Source organism: Paenarthrobacter sp. FR1, from assembly GCF_051106045.1.
GTDB classification, from domain to species: Bacteria; Actinomycetota; Actinomycetes; order Actinomycetales; family Micrococcaceae; genus Arthrobacter; species Arthrobacter nitroguajacolicus_A.
Genome location: NZ_JBPFSF010000003.1, coordinates 113,536 through 129,947, shown reverse-complemented (window position 1 = coordinate 129,947; position 16,412 = coordinate 113,536). Strand labels below are relative to the sequence as shown.

Sequence of the window (16,412 nt, the reverse complement as noted above, 5' to 3'; positions counted from 1 at the left end):
TTCCCCCCAGGAACGGGAGGTCCGGCGGACGGCTTCACCGCCTCAGCGGTGGTGCAATCCGACGCCCAGGAGGACAATGCGGATCATGGCTCAGGAAAACGTCAACGAGAACGTGGTCAAACGGCTGATCGCCTGCATCAATGATCGCCATGTCGAGGTCATGGATGAGCTGTTCCACGACGACGCCGTGATGCATTGGCCCCAATCCGGGGAGATCGTGCGCGGCGCCGAGAACCGACGGGGAATCTACAACGCCTTCCCCCAGCTGCCCACCATCACGCCTCGCCGGCTGCTCAGCGGCGGGAACCTTGTAGTGGCCGAGGCATCGTTGGACTACGGCGGGCCGACGTACGAGACGGTGTTCATTTTCGAATTCCGGGACGGCCGGATCGCCAAGGAAACGGCTTACTGGAGCGAATCCTTCCAAGCCCCACAGTGGCGTTCGGAATGGGTCGAAATCAGCGGCCCTTAGTCGCGCTCAACGGCGGCTACCGCACTGATCTCCACCAAAGCGCCCTGCACCCCCAGACCTGTGACAAAGGCCGCCGTCACCAGGGGCGGCTCGTCGGAGGCGAGCTTGGAGGCGATAGCCCCGTATCCCGCGGCGAGGTCGGCGCCGTCGACAAAAAGCACGTTCCACTGAATGACATCTCCGAGGCTTGCTCCCGCGGCTTTCAGGGCAGTTGCGGCGTTGTCCAGGGCGCGGGCGGATTGAACGGCTGCATCGCCTTCGCCAATCAGGGTCCCGCCGGCGTCCACGGCGTTTTGTCCACCGATATAGATCATGGTCGCGCCGGGTGGAACGACCGCGACGTGGCTGAAGGCGGGGCTGGAGACCAGCCCCTCTGGACTGATGCGTTGAATGGGTGCCATGGATGTATGGTCCCACCGACGGCCGCCTGCCAACAGGGGATCGGCGCTACTCGGCGGCAGGTCGTCGTCGTTGCTGTTTGGTTGCCGAACGCTGTTCCTTCGCCACGCGGTGACGGCGGGCGGACCCGCGCGTGGGTTTGGAGGCGCGGCGGACGGATTCCGGGACAAGGCCTGCCGTGATGAGACGGGCGAGCTTGGCAAGGGCAAGCTCCCGGTTGCGAAGCTGGGACCGCTCCTCGGAAGCCGTCACTGAGATCACGCCGGCCACCAGGCGACGTCCGAGGCGTTTGAGCAGCAGTTGCCGTTGCTCGTCCGTCAGGACCGCGGAGTCGGCCAGGTTCCACAACAATTCGGCGCGGCTGTCGGTGGTATTGACGTGTTGTCCGCCCGGCCCTGAGGACCGGGAGAACCGCCAGCTGAGTTCCGACGCGGGAATAGTCAGCGAGGGCGAGATTTCCAGGTCCATGCAACAAGCCTCGCATGTCCCTGACGCCCCTGTGGGCAGGCTCACGATGACATTCGCGGACACTTTTGGAGTAATTAGGTAAGCCTAAGCTAATCTTTCATTTTGTGATTGAACTGAGCGAACTCTCCGGGCTCGAGGCCACTGACCTGGTCCTCCGCTACGGGGACAAGGACGTGGTCCATGGCGCTGGAATCCGGCTGGAGCCGGGCCGCATTGTTGCCTTGGTGGGTCCGAACGGCAGCGGCAAGTCCACGCTGCTTCGCGCGCTCGCGCGGCTGCATGAGGCGTCGTCGGGAACTGTTACTGTGAGCCCGCCTCACGGTACGCCGGCAGATGCCTTGATGATGAAGCGCAGCGACTTTGCACGCCACGTGACACTGCTCTCGCAGAGCCGTCCCGTGCCGCATGGCCTCAGTGTCCGCGACGTGGTCGAGTTCGGGCGCCATCCCTACCGGGGACGGTGGCGCGCTGCCGATCCCGAGGGTCCCGCCGCCGTCGACCGTGCCATGGAACTGACCGGCGTTGCCGAGCTTGCCGCCCGGGGCGTCCACGAACTCTCCGGCGGGCAACTGCAGCGCGTGTGGCTGGCGAGCTGCCTTGCGCAGGACACGTCGGTGCTGCTGCTCGACGAACCAACCAACCATTTGGACCTCCGGTACAAGGTGGAGATCTTCGATCTGGTGCACGACCTCGCGCGCGTCCACGGAGTGGCAATCGGCGTGGTCCTTCACGACCTCGACGAGGCAGCTGCGCTTGCTGACCATGTGGTTGTCCTGTCCGAAGGCCGTATTGCCGCCGCCGGGCCCGCCCATGAGGCACTCGATGCGGAACTGCTCAGCGATGTCTACTCAATCCCCATCGTTACCCATACCGATCCGCTGACCGGACGGCTGCGCACCCGCGCGGTCGGACGGCACAGCAACAGCTAGACCCCGGAAATACATCACCCCCACACTACGAAAGGGACCACTGTGTCCATGAAGATCCACAAAGCACTGGCTGCCACCGCTGCCCTGGCAGTCCTCCTCACCGGGTGCGGCACCACGGAAGGCCCCGCGAGCTCCGCCTCAAACGGCGCCGGCACGGGTGAAGCCATCACGGTAACGGATGCCCGCGGCACGGAGGTCAAGCTTGACGGCCCCGCCAAGCGCGTGGTTGGTACGGAGTGGAATGTGGTGGAGAACCTCACCACTCTGGGTGTCATGCCTGTCGGCGTGGCGGACGTCAAGGGCTACAGCGCCTGGGTCACCGCCGGGAAGCTGGACAGCACCCCCACCGACATCGGAACGCGCAACGAGCCCAGCTTTGACACCATTGCTTCCCTGGATCCGGACCTGATTGTCGCCACCACCGACCTCGCCGAGCCCGTCATCAAGCAGCTTGAAGAACTGGCCCCCGTGGTAGTCGTAAAGTCCGCTGATGGCAGCCGCCAGATCGCCCAGGCTGAGGACAACCTCAAGCTCGTGGCAAAGGCCACAGGCACCGAGAAGAAGGCCGACGAAGCCATCGCCGCCTTCGACGCCGCTGTTGCAGAGGGCAAGGCCGACCTTGAGAAGGCCGGCCTGGATGGTTCCCGCGTGGCGTTCGCTGACGGCTGGGTTGCTGACGGCAAGGTCTCCATCCGGCCCTTTACCAAGGGATCCCTGCTCGCTGACATCAACACCGAACTGGGACTCGTCAACCCTTGGACAGTTGAAGGCGACCCGGCTTACGGCCTTGGTTCCACCGACATCGAGGGCCTGACGGCCGTCAACGCCGACCACTTCGTCTACATCACCAACAGCGCCGATGGCGATTTCACCGAACAGTTGACGGATAACGCCGTCTGGAAGTCGCTTCCGTTCGTGGCAGCCGGCAAGGTGCACCGCCTCTCCGACGGCATCTGGATGTTCGGCGGGCCTGCCTCGATGACGCAGTACGTTGACGCAATCGTTGCGTCCCTGACCAAGTAGTCCCACGGCATGACCGACACTGTGAAGAGGCCCGCCATGACCGTACCCACGGCCGTGGCGGGTGCTCCCGTGCCCGCCGCTCCGGCTGCTGGACCAGCGGCCGGCCGTCGTTCCGGCCCAGTCCTGGTGGCTGGCTCGGGGGTGGTCCTGCTGGCACTGTTCTCGTTGATCCACCTCACGCAAGGAACGGCCGACGTCGGCCCCCTCCAGTTGCTGGGGCTGCTCACCGGCAGCGGTTCCGACCAGGAAACCGCAGTGTTGGTCGCCTCGCGCGTTCCCCGACTTTTCGCTGGCCTGTTGGTCGGCGTCGCCTTGGGGGTGGCCGGCGCAGCAATGCAGTCGGCCACCCGCAACGTCCTTGCTTCTCCCGACACCCTGGCGGTCAATGCCGGGGCTCACTTTGCGATCGTAGCCATTGCTGCGTTTGGACTGTCCCTTCCATCACTGCTTTCCGGTGGTGTCGCCTTCATCGGTGGCCTCGCTGCGGCCGTACTCGTGCTTGCTTTGTCAGGCGGAGGCGCCAATGGGAACGGCGGCCCGATTCGTCTGGTCCTGGCGGGTACCGCACTGGCATTGGGCCTGCATTCGGCCACCAGCGCGCTGCTCCTCCTGTTCAGCCAGGAAACTACCGGCTTGTATGCCTGGGGCCAAGGGAGCCTGGCCCAGTCCCGCACCGATGAGCTGGTTCAGTTCACGCCCGTAGTTCTCTTGGCCATCGCCGGGCTCTTGCTCCTCGCCCGAAGGCTGGACCTGCTGGGATTGGGCGACGACGCGTCCCGGCTGGCAGGCGCGGATCCGCGCCTTGCCCGGGTTGGCGCCGTCGTACTTGCCGTTGTCCTGTCCGCCGCAGCGGTGACGATCGCCGGTCCGATCGGATTCGTGGGGCTCTGCGCTCCTGCGATCGTGCGCCTCTTGGCGTCGCGACTCCGTGGACTTGGACGTCACCGTGCGTTGCTGCCCATCTCTGGGCTGGCCGGCGCCATCGTAGTTGTCGGCGCCGATGTCCTGGTTCGTGGACTTTTCGGTGCGCAGGCTGGCGTGGAAGTTCCCACCGGTGCTGTCACCACGGTCTTCGGTGCCGTCTTCCTGGTGATCCTGGCCATGCGGATGTCTGACGCCGGCTTGAGTGTCGCCGGAGATGCCCTGGCCCGGCTGCGCTCCCGCCGGTTCTTCATCACTGTATTGATCGGGCTCCTGGTCCTGCTCACGGGCTTGCTGGTGGCGGGAGCTTTGCTGGGCGATGCCAAACTACTGCTCGGTGATCTCGTCAACTGGCTCACTGGCCAGTCAGGAAACCGTGTCAGCGCCGTCTTGGGTACACGTATGCCCCGTGTGCTGGCAGCGGTCCTCGCCGGTGCGGCCCTGGCTCTCGCCGGAGCGCTGATCCAAGCGGTGTCCCGGAACTCGCTGGCCGAACCGGGCATCCTCGGCGTCTCAGGCGGTGGTGGCCTGGCGGCGATCATCGTCATCACCACTGTCCCGACGGCTGGTTCGTGGGTCGTAACCGGCTCAGCCCTTGGGGGAGCGGCCCTGTCCGCGGTGCTGGTCTTCGGGCTTGCTTTCCGTGGCGGACTTCAACAGAACAAGTTGGTGTTGATCGGTATAGGTGTTTCGGCGGGGCTGGCGGCGGCTATCACTGTTCTTTTGGTGACCACCGACCCGTTCAACCAAACCAAGGCACTCACCTGGCTGTCGGGTTCCACCTATGGCCGAAATTTCGCCTCCGTTCTGCCTCCGTTGCTGGCCCTGGTGCTGGCCTTGCCGGTGCTGGCCGGCATGAGGCGGGATCTGGACCTGATCGCAGTGGACGACGATTCTCCCCGCGTCCTGGGCATCCGGCTCTCCGGATCCAGGCTCCTCCTCCTGGCCGTCGCGGTGCTGCTGACCGCCGGTGCTGTCTCTTCGGTGGGCGTCATTGCCTTCGTTGGCTTGGTGGCCCCGCATGCAGCCCGCACGCTGGTGGGCGCACGGCACTCCCGTGTCCTTCCGGTCGCCGCGCTCATTGGCGCCTGCACCGTGGTGCTGGCCGACGTCATCGGCCGCACGGTCATCGCACCGGCCCAGATACCTGCCGGCATCATGACGGCGCTGGTGGGCGCTCCGTACTTTGTGTACTTACTGTGGCGTTCACGGGTGGACCGTACCGTCTGACTCCACGTCACCTGCCGGGCATTCACCTCTTGCGTTTAGGATCAACTCATGGCCGGTTCCCTGGATGTTCTTGGCCCCATCCTGGAAATGATGACGTGGGTGGGGTTCGTCCCGGGCGTGCCTCTCCTGGTGAGCGCCTGGATCATAGCCAAGCGCCGGTGCCAGTGGGCCACCGCGGACGCCGAACAGTTTGCCGCCGGGGGATTCCTGGGACTCCAGTGGGTGGATCAGGCGAACGAGGAACAAAAAGTCCTGCTGGACGTCGCTGCCCGGGACGGGAGCGTGGATTCGCGGTCCGTTGTGGTCCACTACGACGTCTGCCATCCCTCCCGATGCTCGCTCCAGCCACCGCGCCACGACAATACGGTGCTGATCCTTGGCTGGATCCTCACCGGTGTTGGGATTCTGAGCACCCTCGGGGGATTCGTCCTCCTCCTGCTCTAGCGTGGAGCTCTTGAACGCCCGGTCGGTCCGGGGCTAGCATTTCCGCGCACGGCCAATCCGCACGGCTAAACCGAGGAGACTGCTATGGGCGAGACAGCCGCAACCCTGATGGTGGACTTGATCATTTCCCTGGACGGCTACGCGTCCGCCGAAGGGTGGCCTGGCTGGTGGGGGCTGGAGGGTCCGGAATACCTCGCGTGGCTCGAAGAAGAGGGAAAGAAGGACTTCACCACCCTCATGGGCGCCAACACGTACCGGGTCATGGCTGGCCTCTCGGAGCAGGCTGCCGACGGCGATTCAGGTTTCTCGGAGGAAGAAGGCGCCAGCCTGGGTGGCCTGGCAGCCATGCCCAAGGTCATCTTTTCCTCTACTTTGAAAGAACCCCTTGTGTGGCCCAACTCGGAGTTGGTGTCCGGGGACGCGGTTGAAGCCGTGCGGGAGATGAAGCGGACACGCACCGGCACCCTCAGCACGCTGGGCAGCTTGAGCCTCTGCCGGTCCTTGGTGGCAGCTGGACTGGTGGACAGATATCGGCTGGTTGTTTTTCCTGTGATCACCGGCAAGACCGGGCGTGAGCGCATCTACGACGGGTATCCGGACGTCGCCTTGGACATGGTGGACAGCCGGACGTTTGACGGCCGGCTCCAGTTGCTTGAGTATGTTCCCCGCGTCATCGATGCCCCCTTGAGGCGGGATTGATTTAGCGGGCGGGATTGATCCAGCGGGGGTTCGGCTATGCGCTTTGCTTGGCGAAGAAGGGCGTCAGGCAATCGGAGTAATGCGTCATGGTCTCCGAGAAGGTCAGGAGGCGTCGGCCGTCCAGCCCGGCTGAGTCCGTCTTTTGCAGACCTTCTGGGGACGCAATGCAGACCATGGGCTCCACGCTTCTCCCGTCCGACGTCAGGATGGCGATTCCCCATGGATCGCTCGGATCGGTGACCGAGATGCCGGCCTGATCGAAAGTGTCGCGGAGTACGTACCGTGTGACGGTCCGCCAAGATTGGAGGAAGGGTGGCTGCAACTGTTCTATGAGGTCTTCGTCGTTGGTGTCATAGGCCTGCAGCAGGCCGGCGGAAAGGCCGTCCCACTCCTTCACGTCGCGGACCATCAGGTGCGCGGCCCGAATGCGGGCGATTGTTTCATTCAACGTCATGGCAGTCCCCAAACTTCCCGTCGCTTTCGCTTGCCCATGGGCAGGCCTGACCGCCGTCGGCTGTCACTACCAAAGAGAACGGACAAGGGAGCGGCATGATTCCCCGAGAAGCCGGTCTCATTCCATCCTGGCCTGAAAGCGACATTCCTTGTCCTCCTAGTAAATCAGTAGGCTTACTATTAGGCTGGCCGTTTGGGGGAAGGCCCCCGGTACTTAGAGGAGTGAGGCGAGGAATGACTGAAGAGCAGGGAATCAGCAAGGTTGTTGGCATCATTAACGACTCCAAGATCGGAATGCTGACCACCATTAACCAAGAGGGCGCCCTGGTCAGCCGACCGCTGGCCGTTCAGGAAGTGAAGGACGACGGCGATATGTGGTTCTTTACGGGGCTGGGAACTTCCCAGGTAGCCCAGGTGCGCTTGGACCCTCGAGTCAATGTTTCCTTCGGCAAGAACACTGAATGGGTCTCCGTGGCAGGTACGGCGGAGGTCGTCACAGACCGGGAAAAGATCCGCGGGATGTGGAACCAGGTTGTGGAGGCCTGGTTCCCTGACGGCCCGGATACCCCGGAGGTTTGCCTGCTGCGGGTCGATTCGGAGTCGGCCGAGTATTGGACCAGCCCCGGTGGAACGGCCGCAACCGTACTGCAATGGGTCAAGTCCAAGGTCACCCATACCCGGTTCAGCGTTGGCGAGAGTGGCACGGTGGAATTATGATCCGCCGTGATTGACGTGGAACGGTTTCAACGCCTCCTTGAGGAGGAGCGTGATCGCAAGCTCGAACTGCTGAAGGCGTTGCGAAGCGACATCAGTTCGGTGAACCTTGCCCGACAGGATTCCAATGTGGACGATGAACATGATCCCGAGGGCAGCACCATTGCGTTCGAGCTGTCCCAGGCGTCGGCACTCCTCGACCAAAGCCGTGGGGGGCTGGAGCAGATCAACGCCGCTCTGCAGCGGATTGCCGCGGGGAGTTATGGCCGGTGCGAAGTCTGCTCGGTAACCATTCCGGAGGGGCGGCTCGAAGCCCGGCCATGGACGCCATTCTGCGTGGACCACGCCTCCGGGAAAAGCTAGCTATCCTGCCATTCCCGGCGAGACCGGCACGAACTCAATGCGCTGCTGGACCTTTTTCTTGGGGCCCCGGCTAAATCCCTTGGCGTCCAGGTGGTTCCCGGCGCGGTACGCTGCCAGCGCTTCGTCGTAGATCTCGTTGAGGCGTTTCCCAGTGAAAACTTCCTGGGTTCCGTCGGCAAAGATGACGGCTATGGAAATGCCGGCGGGAAAGTGCCTGTTCATTCGGATAGAGCCTTGGGGGTCCTGCTGCAGGGAGATCACGTGCCAACCGCTTTCAGTAGTGGGTGTTCCCAGTCTTGCCTATGTGGGCCGCTAACGTGGCTTCGGGCATTTACAACAAGCAGTGGCAGGGCCACAATTGCCCCCATGTCAATCCTCAAGGTGCCGTCCGAAGCCGAGGCCACCGGCATGACGGCTGAAATTTACGATGCCGATACCCGTTCCATGGGCTACGTCCCCAGCCACACCAAGGCCATGAGCCTGAACCCCGAGGCGTACCAGATCTGGGAGTCACTCACCCAGGCCATCAGTTCGTCCCTGGGCCTCCGGCGCTACGAGTTGGTGACCTTGGCCGCGGCCCAGGCCATCGGATCGTCGCACTGCCGACTGGCCCACGGCAAGAAGACACTGACCATCATCGACCAGGAGCAACTGCAGGCCATCGCCCGGAACTACCGTGACGCCGGGCTGCCCCCTGAAGACGTGGCCATCATGGATTACGCCGTGAAGCTCAGCACCGATGCCGCCGGAATGAGCGACGACGATTCTCAAAGGCTCAGGGATGCCGGCTTCAGCGACCGCGAGATTGCGGACATCACCCTGGCTGCCGCGGCCAGGAACTACTTCAGCAGGGCGCTCCTGGCCTTGAACGTGGAACTCGACGTTCCACCAGGGGTCAGCCCGGAACTCCAGGAGGCCCTTTTGTCGCCCCTGCCCACTGCAGGTGAGTGAGTCGTCGTCGCGCTTTCAGGCCCCTTGGGCCCGCACCCTGTAGTTGAGCAGCACGATCCCTGATGGGTAATGGCGGCACTCCAACAACTCCAGCTTTCTCCGCTGGCCGAGGCGGCCGAAGAACGGAACTCCGCCGCCCAGGATCACGGGGATCACAGAAACGCCCAGTTCATCGATCAGGCCATGCTCGACGAACTGCGTGACCAGTTCACCGCCGCCGAAGAGACAGATGTCTTTGTCCTCCGGTATTGACTTCCTGATCCGGGAGACAAGCTCCCCAAGATCGCCGGAAAAGAGTTCGGTGTTGCCTGTGGCCACCAGAGTTGGATCGTGGGTCACCACATAGGTGGGGATCCGTGATCCACCGCCGCCCATCCGTGACACGTCGCGGTAGGTATTGGCGCCCATCACATAGGCCCCGGTCCTGCGCTCGGTCGCTTCAAAACCGTAGTCTTCGTCCTTGGCCATGGCGTCGTTCAGCCACGCCAGATCGCCGTTTTCCGACGCGATGAAGCCGTCGAGGCTTGCGGCCATTCCACCGAATACGGTGCTCAAGGTCGGGTTTCCTGGTCTGTTTCGGTTTCGGACGTAGTGGCACGGTCCGCTGGCGCACCCTGCTTCCTGCTCGCCAGCAGGAAGGGCACAGCGACGAGCTCAATGACGCCCGCCATCGCCAACGACGCCGGGTAGCCGTAAAGGTCGGCTCCCCGCCCCAGGGCCGGTTGGATCACCACGCCACCACTTGAACCCATGAGCGAATCAAAGCTCAGGACGGTGGCGCGCTGCTTGGACGGGATCATGTCGTTCACATAAGCCTGCCGCACGGGGGTCGCCGCGGACCCCACCACGGCCCATAGTGCCAGCAGCACCAATGCCAACCAGAAGATCCGCGTGGATCCGAGGATCAGCAGGATCACGCCGCCCACCACGCCGCCGAGGATCAGGACGGAGGTTCGTTTGTGGAACAGTCGCCGGGCGTGCGGAGCGAGCCAACCTCCCAGGATCTGCGAGCCTGCAACGATAGCCGCAGCCAGGCCAGCAATGGAGTACGCTTTTTGGTCGCCGTACAGATCCAACAGGAACGGCTGCAGTGCGTAGAAAACGTAGATCCCGACGCCGGCGCTGAAGGGGGCGGCGAGCATCACGTAGCGGACGGGCGGGTTTTTCAAACCGTTCTCGACCGATGCGGACAGCACCGCGCGGGTAGCGCGGAGGGGGTGCGTCGAGCGCTCAGGCGAGAAACCGACGTCGTGCATGAGGCCAAAAGCGACCGCAAACATGGCGAGCAATACCAGCACGCGCAGGAGGAACGGCACCCCAAGGTTGGTGGCTTGGGCAATCACACCGCCGGCCACCGAGCCCAACAACATGGCCACACCCTGCACCATCTGACCGCGCCCAAGGACAGACTCCAGACCGCCCTCGTAGCCCGAGAAGCGCAACGCATCTACGAGCCACGCTTCAACGGCGCCGGAGAAGAACGTAAAGCCCAGGCCCAACAGGACTGAGACCACCGCCCACATCCAGAACGGCGCGGAGATCTGCCAGAGCACGTAGTACAGGTACGTGGAGGCGGCCAGCGTCACGGTGCCGAGCAGGAACGACACACGCCGTCCCCAACCATCCGCAATCACCCCGGTGGGCACCTCGAACAGAACCATGCCGGCTGTGAAGAACGCGTTGGCCGCGAACGCCTCCAGGTTGCTCAGGCCAGCGTCCAGCAGGAAAAGCGTGTTGATGCCCCAAATGAAGGACGCCGCCACTGTATTGCCCAGCGTCAGCGTGAGGTAGACGCGTTGGATTTTCCGGGCGGCGTCGTTCATGGTGTCGCCGCCCCCGTTGGATCGAGGAGGGACCACCAGCTCATTCTCGTCCCGTTTACCGTCCTCCGCCAGACTCCCGCGATGGTGCTGGCCTGCCTAGGAAGCCCGGGGGGTGCAGGCTTTCGGCTCGTCGGCACCCACGAACCACGTGGGCAAGTCCGCGATGTAGGCGTCACGGACCGAGGTGTCCTGTGCGACAGTCCAGTCGACGTCGGCTTTGACCTCCACCTCCAGCTTGTCCCACTCGAACCAGTTGATCATCTTCAATTCGGGGAAGTCCCGGGGGATTGCGGGATCGAACAGTTGCCTCCACCAGGCTTGTTTGATGGATAGGGGATCCGCGCCGTCGCGCGAGCGAATGCTGAGGGCAGCGGTTTCAGGGATGGCGACCGGCTTGCTCCGCGCTTCGCCGTATTCCGTGTAGAAGTCCGGAACACCGAGGTCGTTTCCGCCGGCGCCGTTATACGTTCCCGTGAGTTGCTGCAGGAATTTGCCCTCCTCAGGCAGCACATTGGCACCCCACGGATAGGTGTTGCCCCAGTGGTAGAGGGACATGCCTACCCAGTCCACGGCATCGTCGCCGGGATAGTAGGGCTGGTAGGGGTCGTCCGCCGCACTGACTTTTCCGTCGCCGTCGGTATCCAGCGCCACAGCGTCCGCGGTACCCGCCGCAGCTTGGTACTGGCCGCCACTGAAGGGGTACCCACCGCCGTAGTTGGGTGCCCACATCATGTCGCTGCCAGGAGCGAATTGGTGCACGGCGTCCGCCACGACCTTGAATGCCGCTACATAGTCGGCAGGTTTCTGTCCCCATTGGTACCAGGAACCATTCATCTCGTGGGCAAACCTCACGATCACCGGAACACCGGCTTTGTTGTAACCGTCAAGCCGCATGGCAAGTTCCCCAGCCCGCTCCTTGGTGACTTCCCCAAGTCCCTCGTGGGGTTCCAGCGTCAGGAGCAGGGTGCCGCCATTGCCCCTGACCTGTTCGACGGCGGCCTCGACGTTGCGGTTGTCTGTGTCCGACATCGGGAAAGGCGAAAAGCTGACGACGACGGCGGGTCGCCTCCCGAGGTTGGCCGTGTACTCGGCCAGCGTCTCGTGTTCCCAGTCCAGGTTCACCCCTGACAGGATTCCGGTCTCTGGTGCGAGGTTGGTCTCCACCACGCATTCAGGAGCCGCTGCAGGCTGCGGCGCGCCACATCCTGTCAAGGCCAAGCCAACAGAAACGATGACTGCGCCCCCAGCGCTTCGCCTGAACATGCCACCAATCTAACCATCTTGACGTGTTGTTCAGCAGCAGAAACGGCCCGGATGCCCGCACGTGATGGGCGTCCGGGCCGCAGCCAGGTGGTTTGTCAGTGCCAGAGGCCCAGGGCAAACTCCGCAATGACTGTGGAAAGCAGGAAGGACGCGGTAATGGCCACGAGACCTACGGGAATGATCTTCCAACCGATATTCCGCAGCAACGGAATGTCCTTGCCAAGGGAAAGGCCGGCCAAAGTCAGCATCACCGTGGCGATGGACAGGAAGTCCACAGTCTTGACGGCCTCGTTCAAAACGCCGGCTCCGAAGAACCACGGGCTGGAAATGTACGCGCCGATGGTGGTGATGAAGACGATGGCAGAGATCTTCCTGGTGATCTTTGCCAGGAACAGGCTGACGAGGACCAAGGCCAGCATGATGCCGTAGCCGGCAAGGATGGACCAGCTCAGGCCCTTCGCGGCCACCGCGGCGGTTCCAACACCCAATACGGTCAAGACTGACAAGGAAAGCCACAGGGGCAACTTCATCGCCGCAGAGGACTTTGCCACCTCTTCCCGGAAGCGGCGGTTCTCCTCGGCCTGGACCTCGTCCTGTTCCAACTCAGCCGCGGTGCGGGCCTGGGGAGCCGTGCCGGCAGCAACCTTCTGAGATTCCTTGTTGCGGGTGAGCACCTTGTAGAACCGGTCTGCCACGGGCAAGGCGATGTAGATGCCTACATAGACGCCCAGGATGGTGGTGATGAGGTTGGAGACGGCGGCCATGCCCAGGATGGCTTCCTGGTCTGCCGGGTAGGCGGCAATGATGCTCGCCGCTGAGGCAGCCATCATGGAGCCCGAACCAACGCCCGCCCCCATGGCCAAAGCCAGGGGATCAAAGATCTTCCAATTGGCAACCAGCGACGTCAGCAGTGTGATGAAGATGGCGCCGAACAGGGTGCCGAAAACGTACATTGCCAGGACGCCGCGGTACTGATCGGAGTCCGGACCATACTTCTCCGAGACCATGGCGAACGACGGTTCACGGTCCAGGGAGAACGTGGCGCCCACGGTGGCTTTGCCCATCCGCAGCAGGACAGCCAATGGCAGTGCCAACACGATGGTTCCCAACAAGTGGCCCACCTCTTGCAGGAGCAGCGCGGGGCCGGCCTTAATGAGGCTCGGCAGGCTGGGCCCAATGTTGAAGGCAAGCCTGGCCACCAGGAGCAGGACGGCGACACCAACAAGGGCCGCTGCCACGCGCTGGAGATCCAGGCCGAGCGGCTTGAACTTTTGGATGGAGACCAATAGGCCAAGAATCAAGCCCCAGACCATGGGGAAGATGATGATCGCTCCAATGCCGAGATCAATCTTGGCCTGGCCGATGAACTGGACCGCAAGGGCGATGACAAACGCCAGGGCGGCAATCGGAAGAGTCAGCCGCGTTCCGGCCTTGTCTGTCCGCGCGGTTTCGGTGCTGGTGCTCATGATGTTGCCTTCTGGATAAGGGCTTCACGGCGGTAGGCCGCCTTGACGAAGCGTTCTCTCTGCTGGGGATTTGTTGCGGCACCCGCCACAGTCCAAGCCAGCGCAGTAGCTGCCTCGAACATCACGGCGTATGCCTCGGGAGTGTTCGCAAGAGCTGCAAAGCCGTGCGAATGGATGGGGACGTTGGCGCCGGGAATGCTCAACCACGGATGCAGGGAAGGAATGACTTGGGAGATGTTGCCCATGTCCGTGGAGCCCCCTCCCATTCCCGCCGCCGGGGATGTGTCTTTGCCGAAAGCATCCATGGCTTCGGTCCAGTGGGCGGCGAGTTCAACGTCTTGGACCAGCGGCTCGTAGAGCGGTTCCGCGGCAGCGATCTGGAGCGTTGTGCCCGTGGCGAGAGCCGCGCCTTCAAAGCAGTGCTTGACCCGTTCGAGCAGTGCCTCGTACTCCGGGAGGGTGAAGGCACGGCATTCGAAGGGAACCACGGCATGATCCGGAATAATGTTGGTGACGTGGCCCGCCTCCGCCACGTAGCAGGCAACACGGTGGTCGCCGGGAATCTGCTGGCGGAGCAAGCCAATGGCAACTTGGCTGAGCACGGCCGCGTCCCCGGCGTTGACGCCCATATGTGGGGCGGCGGCCGCGTGGGCGGCCTTGCCGGTAAAGACGGCCTCGTAGCGGCCCACAGCCTGGGCCGTGGTGCCCGCAGGGTTGTACGTCACGCCGTCCTGGACCGGGTGGACCATCAATGCCAGGCCTACGCCGTCGAAGGCACCCCGCTCCAGCATCAGCACTTTACCGCCTCCATGCTCCTCGGCTGGCGTGCCGATCGCCTTCAACGTGATGCCAAGGTCATCCACATGGGGAAGGAGCGCCAGCGCAGCAGCCACCGAGGCTCCAGCGATGAGGTTATGTCCGCAGGCGTGCCCCACCGACGGCAAGGCATCGTATTCCACGCACAGGGCAACCGTGAGATCTCCGGTTCCCGCGGTAGCGGTGAAGGCTGTCGGAAGGTCGGCCGTTCCCTGGGTGACCTCAAAGCCACCTTCGGCGAGCAGGGAGGTAATCGATTCTGCGGCCCGGACTTCCTGGAAGGAGATCTCTGGGTTGGCGTGCAGGTCCTCCGACAGGGACTGAACCCGGGGTTTCCATGACGTGACGCCTTCCGCCAAGGCTTGACGCAGCACAAGTGAGGAGGCTGTATTGGTGAATTCCATGATTCTTCCTGTTAGTAGGACAGGGACGGGAAGGGAGATCCGGCTGCCCGTGTGGGCACCCAGACTGCCTTGGTCTGCGTGTACTCGTCCAACACACCGGGTCCGGAGGAGCGGCCGTGGCCGGAATCACCGAAGCCGCCAAAGGGAACAGCTACGTGGATGGTTTTGTACGAGTTGATCCAGAACGTCCCGGCCTTCACCTCACGGGCGATGTGGTGGGCGCGGGAAACGTTGGAGGTCCACACGGCGCCGGCCAAGCCAAAGTTGGTGTTGTTGGCACGGGCGATCGCTTCAGCTTCGGTGTCGAAGGCGTCCGCACCCACCACGGGTCCGAAGACTTCCGTTGTCTCCAGACGGTTGGCGGGAGTCACGCCGTCCAACAGCGTTGGCATGACCCAATGACCGCCGGCCAAAGGGGAGCCAGCCAACGACTCGGGCAATGTTCCCCCCGTTAGCCGACGTCCGCCGTCGTGCATCCCGGCCTCAATCAGCGCAGTGACGGTCGCGAACTGTGGCGCGGTGATAATCGGCCCCACCTCGGTGGCGGCGTCCAGCGGATCCCCGACCCGGAGCCGGGCAGCACGTTCGGCCACCATTTCAATAAACCGGGCGTGAACACTGCGTTCCACCAGCAGGCGCGACCCGGCCACGCAGGATTGCCCGGCACCGGAGAAGATGGCGGAGATGGCGCCGTCGGCGGCGCGCTCGAGGTCGGCGTCGGCGAAGACGATGTTGGCACTCTTGCCGCCAAGCTCCAACAAGGCTGGAATTCCGGCTTCCGCAGCGGCTACGGCAACCCGTCGGCCCGTGGGGACGGAACCGATGAAGCTGACTTTGTTGACCCGGCGATCGGACGTGAGGGTGGCTCCCACAGTCTGCCCGAGCCCCACGGCTACGTTGAAAACGCCGTCGGGGAGTCCGGCTTCGTGGGCCAGTTGGGCGAGACGGACGGTTGTGGCAGGTGTGAATTCGCTGGGCTTGATGATGACGGCGTTGCCGGCTGCGAGTGGCGCCGCCGAGTTCCAGCCGGCCGTGAACAGCGGGGCATTCCAAGGAGTAATCGCCACCACGACTCCCCACGGGACCCGCTCTGTGTACGTGTGCCACGGGCCCGGCACGGGAATGGTCTGGCCAGTGAGCTTGTCCGCCCAGCCTGCGTAATAGCCGAACATTTCGGCCACTTTGGATGCTTCAACGCGGGCATCACGGATGGGCTTTCCAGTGGTGGCCGATTCGAGGATCGCCAATTCCTCGGTGTGGGCTTCGACCACCCTGCTGACGTTACGGAGGATGGCAGCGCGGTCGAAGCCGTTCAGGGAGCCCCATGCTGCAGCGCCGCGAACGGAGCTCTCCAGAATGGCGTCGGCACCTTCAGTGCCGGGATCGGCATACGTGGCAAAGGCTTCACCCGTGGCCGCAGACGTCAGAGTGACATTGCTGCCTGATCCAGGGAGCACCCTTCCGTCGACGAAAGCGCCCAGGCCCGTAGGAAAGGCTGCGCCCAGGACATCGCGGGCTGTCTTCGCGGAGGAGGCAGGAGGGGCTGTAGTGATGTTCAAAATACTGTCCTTTTG

Annotated in this window: 19 protein-coding genes; 9 read left to right on the top strand and 10 right to left on the bottom strand. The window is 63.5% G+C overall.

All coding sequences use genetic code 11. The features are described 5' to 3' along the window. Window positions 1-85: 85 nt before the first annotated feature. Window positions 86-472 carry a nuclear transport factor 2 family protein gene (locus tag ACR30Z_RS07535; protein ID WP_208759919.1) on the top strand — a complete coding sequence of 129 codons (387 nt, stop codon included), beginning with the start codon at window positions 86-88 and terminating at the stop codon, window positions 470-472. Here ACR30Z_RS07535 and ACR30Z_RS07530 read toward each other — a convergent pair. Together ACR30Z_RS07530 and arfB are read right to left on the bottom strand one after the other, a co-directional pair. Beyond that, window positions 469-873, bottom strand: coding sequence for a RidA family protein (locus ACR30Z_RS07530; protein ID WP_144648161.1), 405 nt, complete (start codon window positions 871-873; stop codon window positions 469-471). The two genes, ACR30Z_RS07535 and ACR30Z_RS07530, sit on opposite strands and share 4 nt — an antisense overlap. A gap of 46 nt (window positions 874-919) precedes the next feature. Continuing rightward, the gene (gene arfB / locus ACR30Z_RS07525; protein ID WP_144648162.1) at window positions 920-1,339 is read right to left on the bottom strand and encodes an alternative ribosome rescue aminoacyl-tRNA hydrolase ArfB; all 420 of its coding nucleotides are present in this window, start codon (window positions 1,337-1,339) and stop codon (window positions 920-922) included. Between the two features lie 104 nt (window positions 1,340-1,443). Here arfB and ACR30Z_RS07520 point away from each other — a divergent pair, with 104 nt between their 5' ends. From ACR30Z_RS07520 to ACR30Z_RS07500, 5 genes are all read left to right on the top strand, one after another. Beyond that, entirely contained in the window at window positions 1,444-2,268 is an 825-nt protein-coding gene (locus tag ACR30Z_RS07520) for an ABC transporter ATP-binding protein (RefSeq protein ID WP_208759920.1), read from the top strand. 42 nt (window positions 2,269-2,310) lie between these two features. After that, entirely contained in the window at window positions 2,311-3,291 is a 981-nt protein-coding gene (locus tag ACR30Z_RS07515; RefSeq protein ID WP_144648163.1) for an ABC transporter substrate-binding protein, read from the top strand. Between the two features lie 9 nt (window positions 3,292-3,300). Continuing rightward, on the top strand, window positions 3,301-5,442 hold the full coding sequence (locus tag ACR30Z_RS07510) for an iron ABC transporter permease (RefSeq protein WP_434371875.1): 2,142 nt from the start codon (window positions 3,301-3,303) through the stop codon (window positions 5,440-5,442). A 48-nt stretch (window positions 5,443-5,490) separates the two neighbouring features. After that, complete coding sequence (locus tag ACR30Z_RS07505) at window positions 5,491-5,886, top strand: hypothetical protein (protein WP_144648165.1); 396 nt, start codon at window positions 5,491-5,493, stop codon at window positions 5,884-5,886. An 84-nt stretch (window positions 5,887-5,970) separates the two neighbouring features. Then, complete coding sequence (locus tag ACR30Z_RS07500; RefSeq protein WP_434371874.1) at window positions 5,971-6,585, top strand: dihydrofolate reductase family protein; 615 nt, start codon at window positions 5,971-5,973, stop codon at window positions 6,583-6,585. A 34-nt stretch (window positions 6,586-6,619) separates the two neighbouring features. Here ACR30Z_RS07500 and ACR30Z_RS07495 read toward each other — a convergent pair whose 3' ends face one another. Then, window positions 6,620-7,039 (bottom strand): hypothetical protein, encoded by a 420-nt coding sequence (locus ACR30Z_RS07495; RefSeq protein ID WP_434371872.1) that lies wholly within the window; start codon window positions 7,037-7,039, stop codon window positions 6,620-6,622. A gap of 233 nt (window positions 7,040-7,272) precedes the next feature. On the opposite strand from ACR30Z_RS07495, the gene ACR30Z_RS07490 reads away from it, so the two are divergent. Together ACR30Z_RS07490 and ACR30Z_RS07485 are read left to right on the top strand one after the other, a co-directional pair. Continuing rightward, on the top strand, window positions 7,273-7,755 hold the full coding sequence (locus ACR30Z_RS07490; protein ID WP_434371871.1) for a pyridoxamine 5'-phosphate oxidase family protein: 483 nt from the start codon (window positions 7,273-7,275) through the stop codon (window positions 7,753-7,755). 6 nt (window positions 7,756-7,761) lie between these two features. Further along, window positions 7,762-8,115, top strand: a complete 354-nt coding sequence (locus ACR30Z_RS07485) for a TraR/DksA family transcriptional regulator (protein WP_434371870.1) — start codon at window positions 7,762-7,764, stop codon at window positions 8,113-8,115. Here ACR30Z_RS07485 and ACR30Z_RS07480 read toward each other — a convergent pair whose 3' ends face one another. Continuing rightward, window positions 8,116-8,376 (bottom strand): hypothetical protein, encoded by a 261-nt coding sequence (locus tag ACR30Z_RS07480; RefSeq protein ID WP_434371868.1) that lies wholly within the window; start codon window positions 8,374-8,376, stop codon window positions 8,116-8,118. A gap of 105 nt (window positions 8,377-8,481) precedes the next feature. On the opposite strand from ACR30Z_RS07480, the gene ACR30Z_RS07475 reads away from it, so the two are divergent. Continuing rightward, the gene (locus ACR30Z_RS07475; protein ID WP_434371866.1) at window positions 8,482-9,066 is read left to right on the top strand and encodes a carboxymuconolactone decarboxylase family protein; all 585 of its coding nucleotides are present in this window, start codon (window positions 8,482-8,484) and stop codon (window positions 9,064-9,066) included. A 15-nt stretch (window positions 9,067-9,081) separates the two neighbouring features. Here the strand turns inward: ACR30Z_RS07475 and ACR30Z_RS07470 are convergent, their stop codons facing one another. The 6 genes from ACR30Z_RS07470 to ACR30Z_RS07445 form a co-directional block, all read right to left on the bottom strand. Further along, a complete protein-coding gene (locus tag ACR30Z_RS07470; protein ID WP_434371864.1) occupies window positions 9,082-9,621 on the bottom strand; it encodes a dihydrofolate reductase family protein in 540 nt (179 codons plus the stop codon). Beyond that, window positions 9,618-10,889 carry an MFS transporter gene (locus ACR30Z_RS07465; RefSeq protein WP_434372157.1) on the bottom strand — a complete coding sequence of 424 codons (1,272 nt, stop codon included), beginning with the start codon at window positions 10,887-10,889 and terminating at the stop codon, window positions 9,618-9,620. The genes ACR30Z_RS07470 and ACR30Z_RS07465 overlap by 4 nt, the downstream gene beginning before the upstream one ends. A gap of 96 nt (window positions 10,890-10,985) precedes the next feature. Further along, a complete protein-coding gene (locus tag ACR30Z_RS07460) occupies window positions 10,986-12,152 on the bottom strand; it encodes a glycoside hydrolase family 26 protein (protein WP_434371862.1) in 1,167 nt (388 codons plus the stop codon). A 95-nt stretch (window positions 12,153-12,247) separates the two neighbouring features. Then, window positions 12,248-13,618, bottom strand: coding sequence for a DUF3100 domain-containing protein (locus ACR30Z_RS07455; RefSeq protein ID WP_434371860.1), 1,371 nt, complete (start codon window positions 13,616-13,618; stop codon window positions 12,248-12,250). Next, the gene (locus ACR30Z_RS07450; RefSeq protein ID WP_434371858.1) at window positions 13,615-14,838 is read right to left on the bottom strand and encodes an amidohydrolase; all 1,224 of its coding nucleotides are present in this window, start codon (window positions 14,836-14,838) and stop codon (window positions 13,615-13,617) included. Before ACR30Z_RS07450 ends, ACR30Z_RS07455 begins: the two co-directional genes overlap by 4 nt. An 11-nt stretch (window positions 14,839-14,849) precedes the next feature. Then, window positions 14,850-16,397: an aldehyde dehydrogenase family protein gene (locus tag ACR30Z_RS07445; protein ID WP_434371856.1), complete on the bottom strand. Its 1,548-nt coding sequence runs from the start codon at window positions 16,395-16,397 to the stop codon at window positions 14,850-14,852. Between the last annotated feature and the right edge of the window lie 15 nt (window positions 16,398-16,412).

What these genes read in the sequence shown, in the direction of transcription:
- ACR30Z_RS07510 (WP_434371875.1), top strand. Translation starts at nt 3,301, where the DNA reads ATGACCGACACTGTGAAGAGGCCCGCCATGACCGTACCCACGGCCGTG.
- arfB (WP_144648162.1), bottom strand. Translation starts at nt 1,339, where the DNA reads ATGGACCTGGAAATCTCGCCCTCGCTGACTATTCCCGCGTCGGAACTC.
- ACR30Z_RS07495 (WP_434371872.1), bottom strand. Translation starts at nt 7,039, where the DNA reads ATGACGTTGAATGAAACAATCGCCCGCATTCGGGCCGCGCACCTGATG.
- ACR30Z_RS07455 (WP_434371860.1), bottom strand. Translation starts at nt 13,618, where the DNA reads ATGAGCACCAGCACCGAAACCGCGCGGACAGACAAGGCCGGAACGCGG.
- ACR30Z_RS07460 (WP_434371862.1), bottom strand. Translation starts at nt 12,152, where the DNA reads ATGTTCAGGCGAAGCGCTGGGGGCGCAGTCATCGTTTCTGTTGGCTTG.
- ACR30Z_RS07530 (WP_144648161.1), bottom strand. Translation starts at nt 873, where the DNA reads ATGGCACCCATTCAACGCATCAGTCCAGAGGGGCTGGTCTCCAGCCCC.
- ACR30Z_RS07465 (WP_434372157.1), bottom strand. Translation starts at nt 10,889, where the DNA reads ATGAACGACGCCGCCCGGAAAATCCAACGCGTCTACCTCACGCTGACG.
- ACR30Z_RS07475 (WP_434371866.1), top strand. Translation starts at nt 8,482, where the DNA reads ATGTCAATCCTCAAGGTGCCGTCCGAAGCCGAGGCCACCGGCATGACG.
- ACR30Z_RS07535 (WP_208759919.1), top strand. Translation starts at nt 86, where the DNA reads ATGGCTCAGGAAAACGTCAACGAGAACGTGGTCAAACGGCTGATCGCC.
- ACR30Z_RS07450 (WP_434371858.1), bottom strand. Translation starts at nt 14,838, where the DNA reads ATGGAATTCACCAATACAGCCTCCTCACTTGTGCTGCGTCAAGCCTTG.
- ACR30Z_RS07500 (WP_434371874.1), top strand. Translation starts at nt 5,971, where the DNA reads ATGGGCGAGACAGCCGCAACCCTGATGGTGGACTTGATCATTTCCCTG.
- ACR30Z_RS07505 (WP_144648165.1), top strand. Translation starts at nt 5,491, where the DNA reads ATGGCCGGTTCCCTGGATGTTCTTGGCCCCATCCTGGAAATGATGACG.
- ACR30Z_RS07490 (WP_434371871.1), top strand. Translation starts at nt 7,273, where the DNA reads ATGACTGAAGAGCAGGGAATCAGCAAGGTTGTTGGCATCATTAACGAC.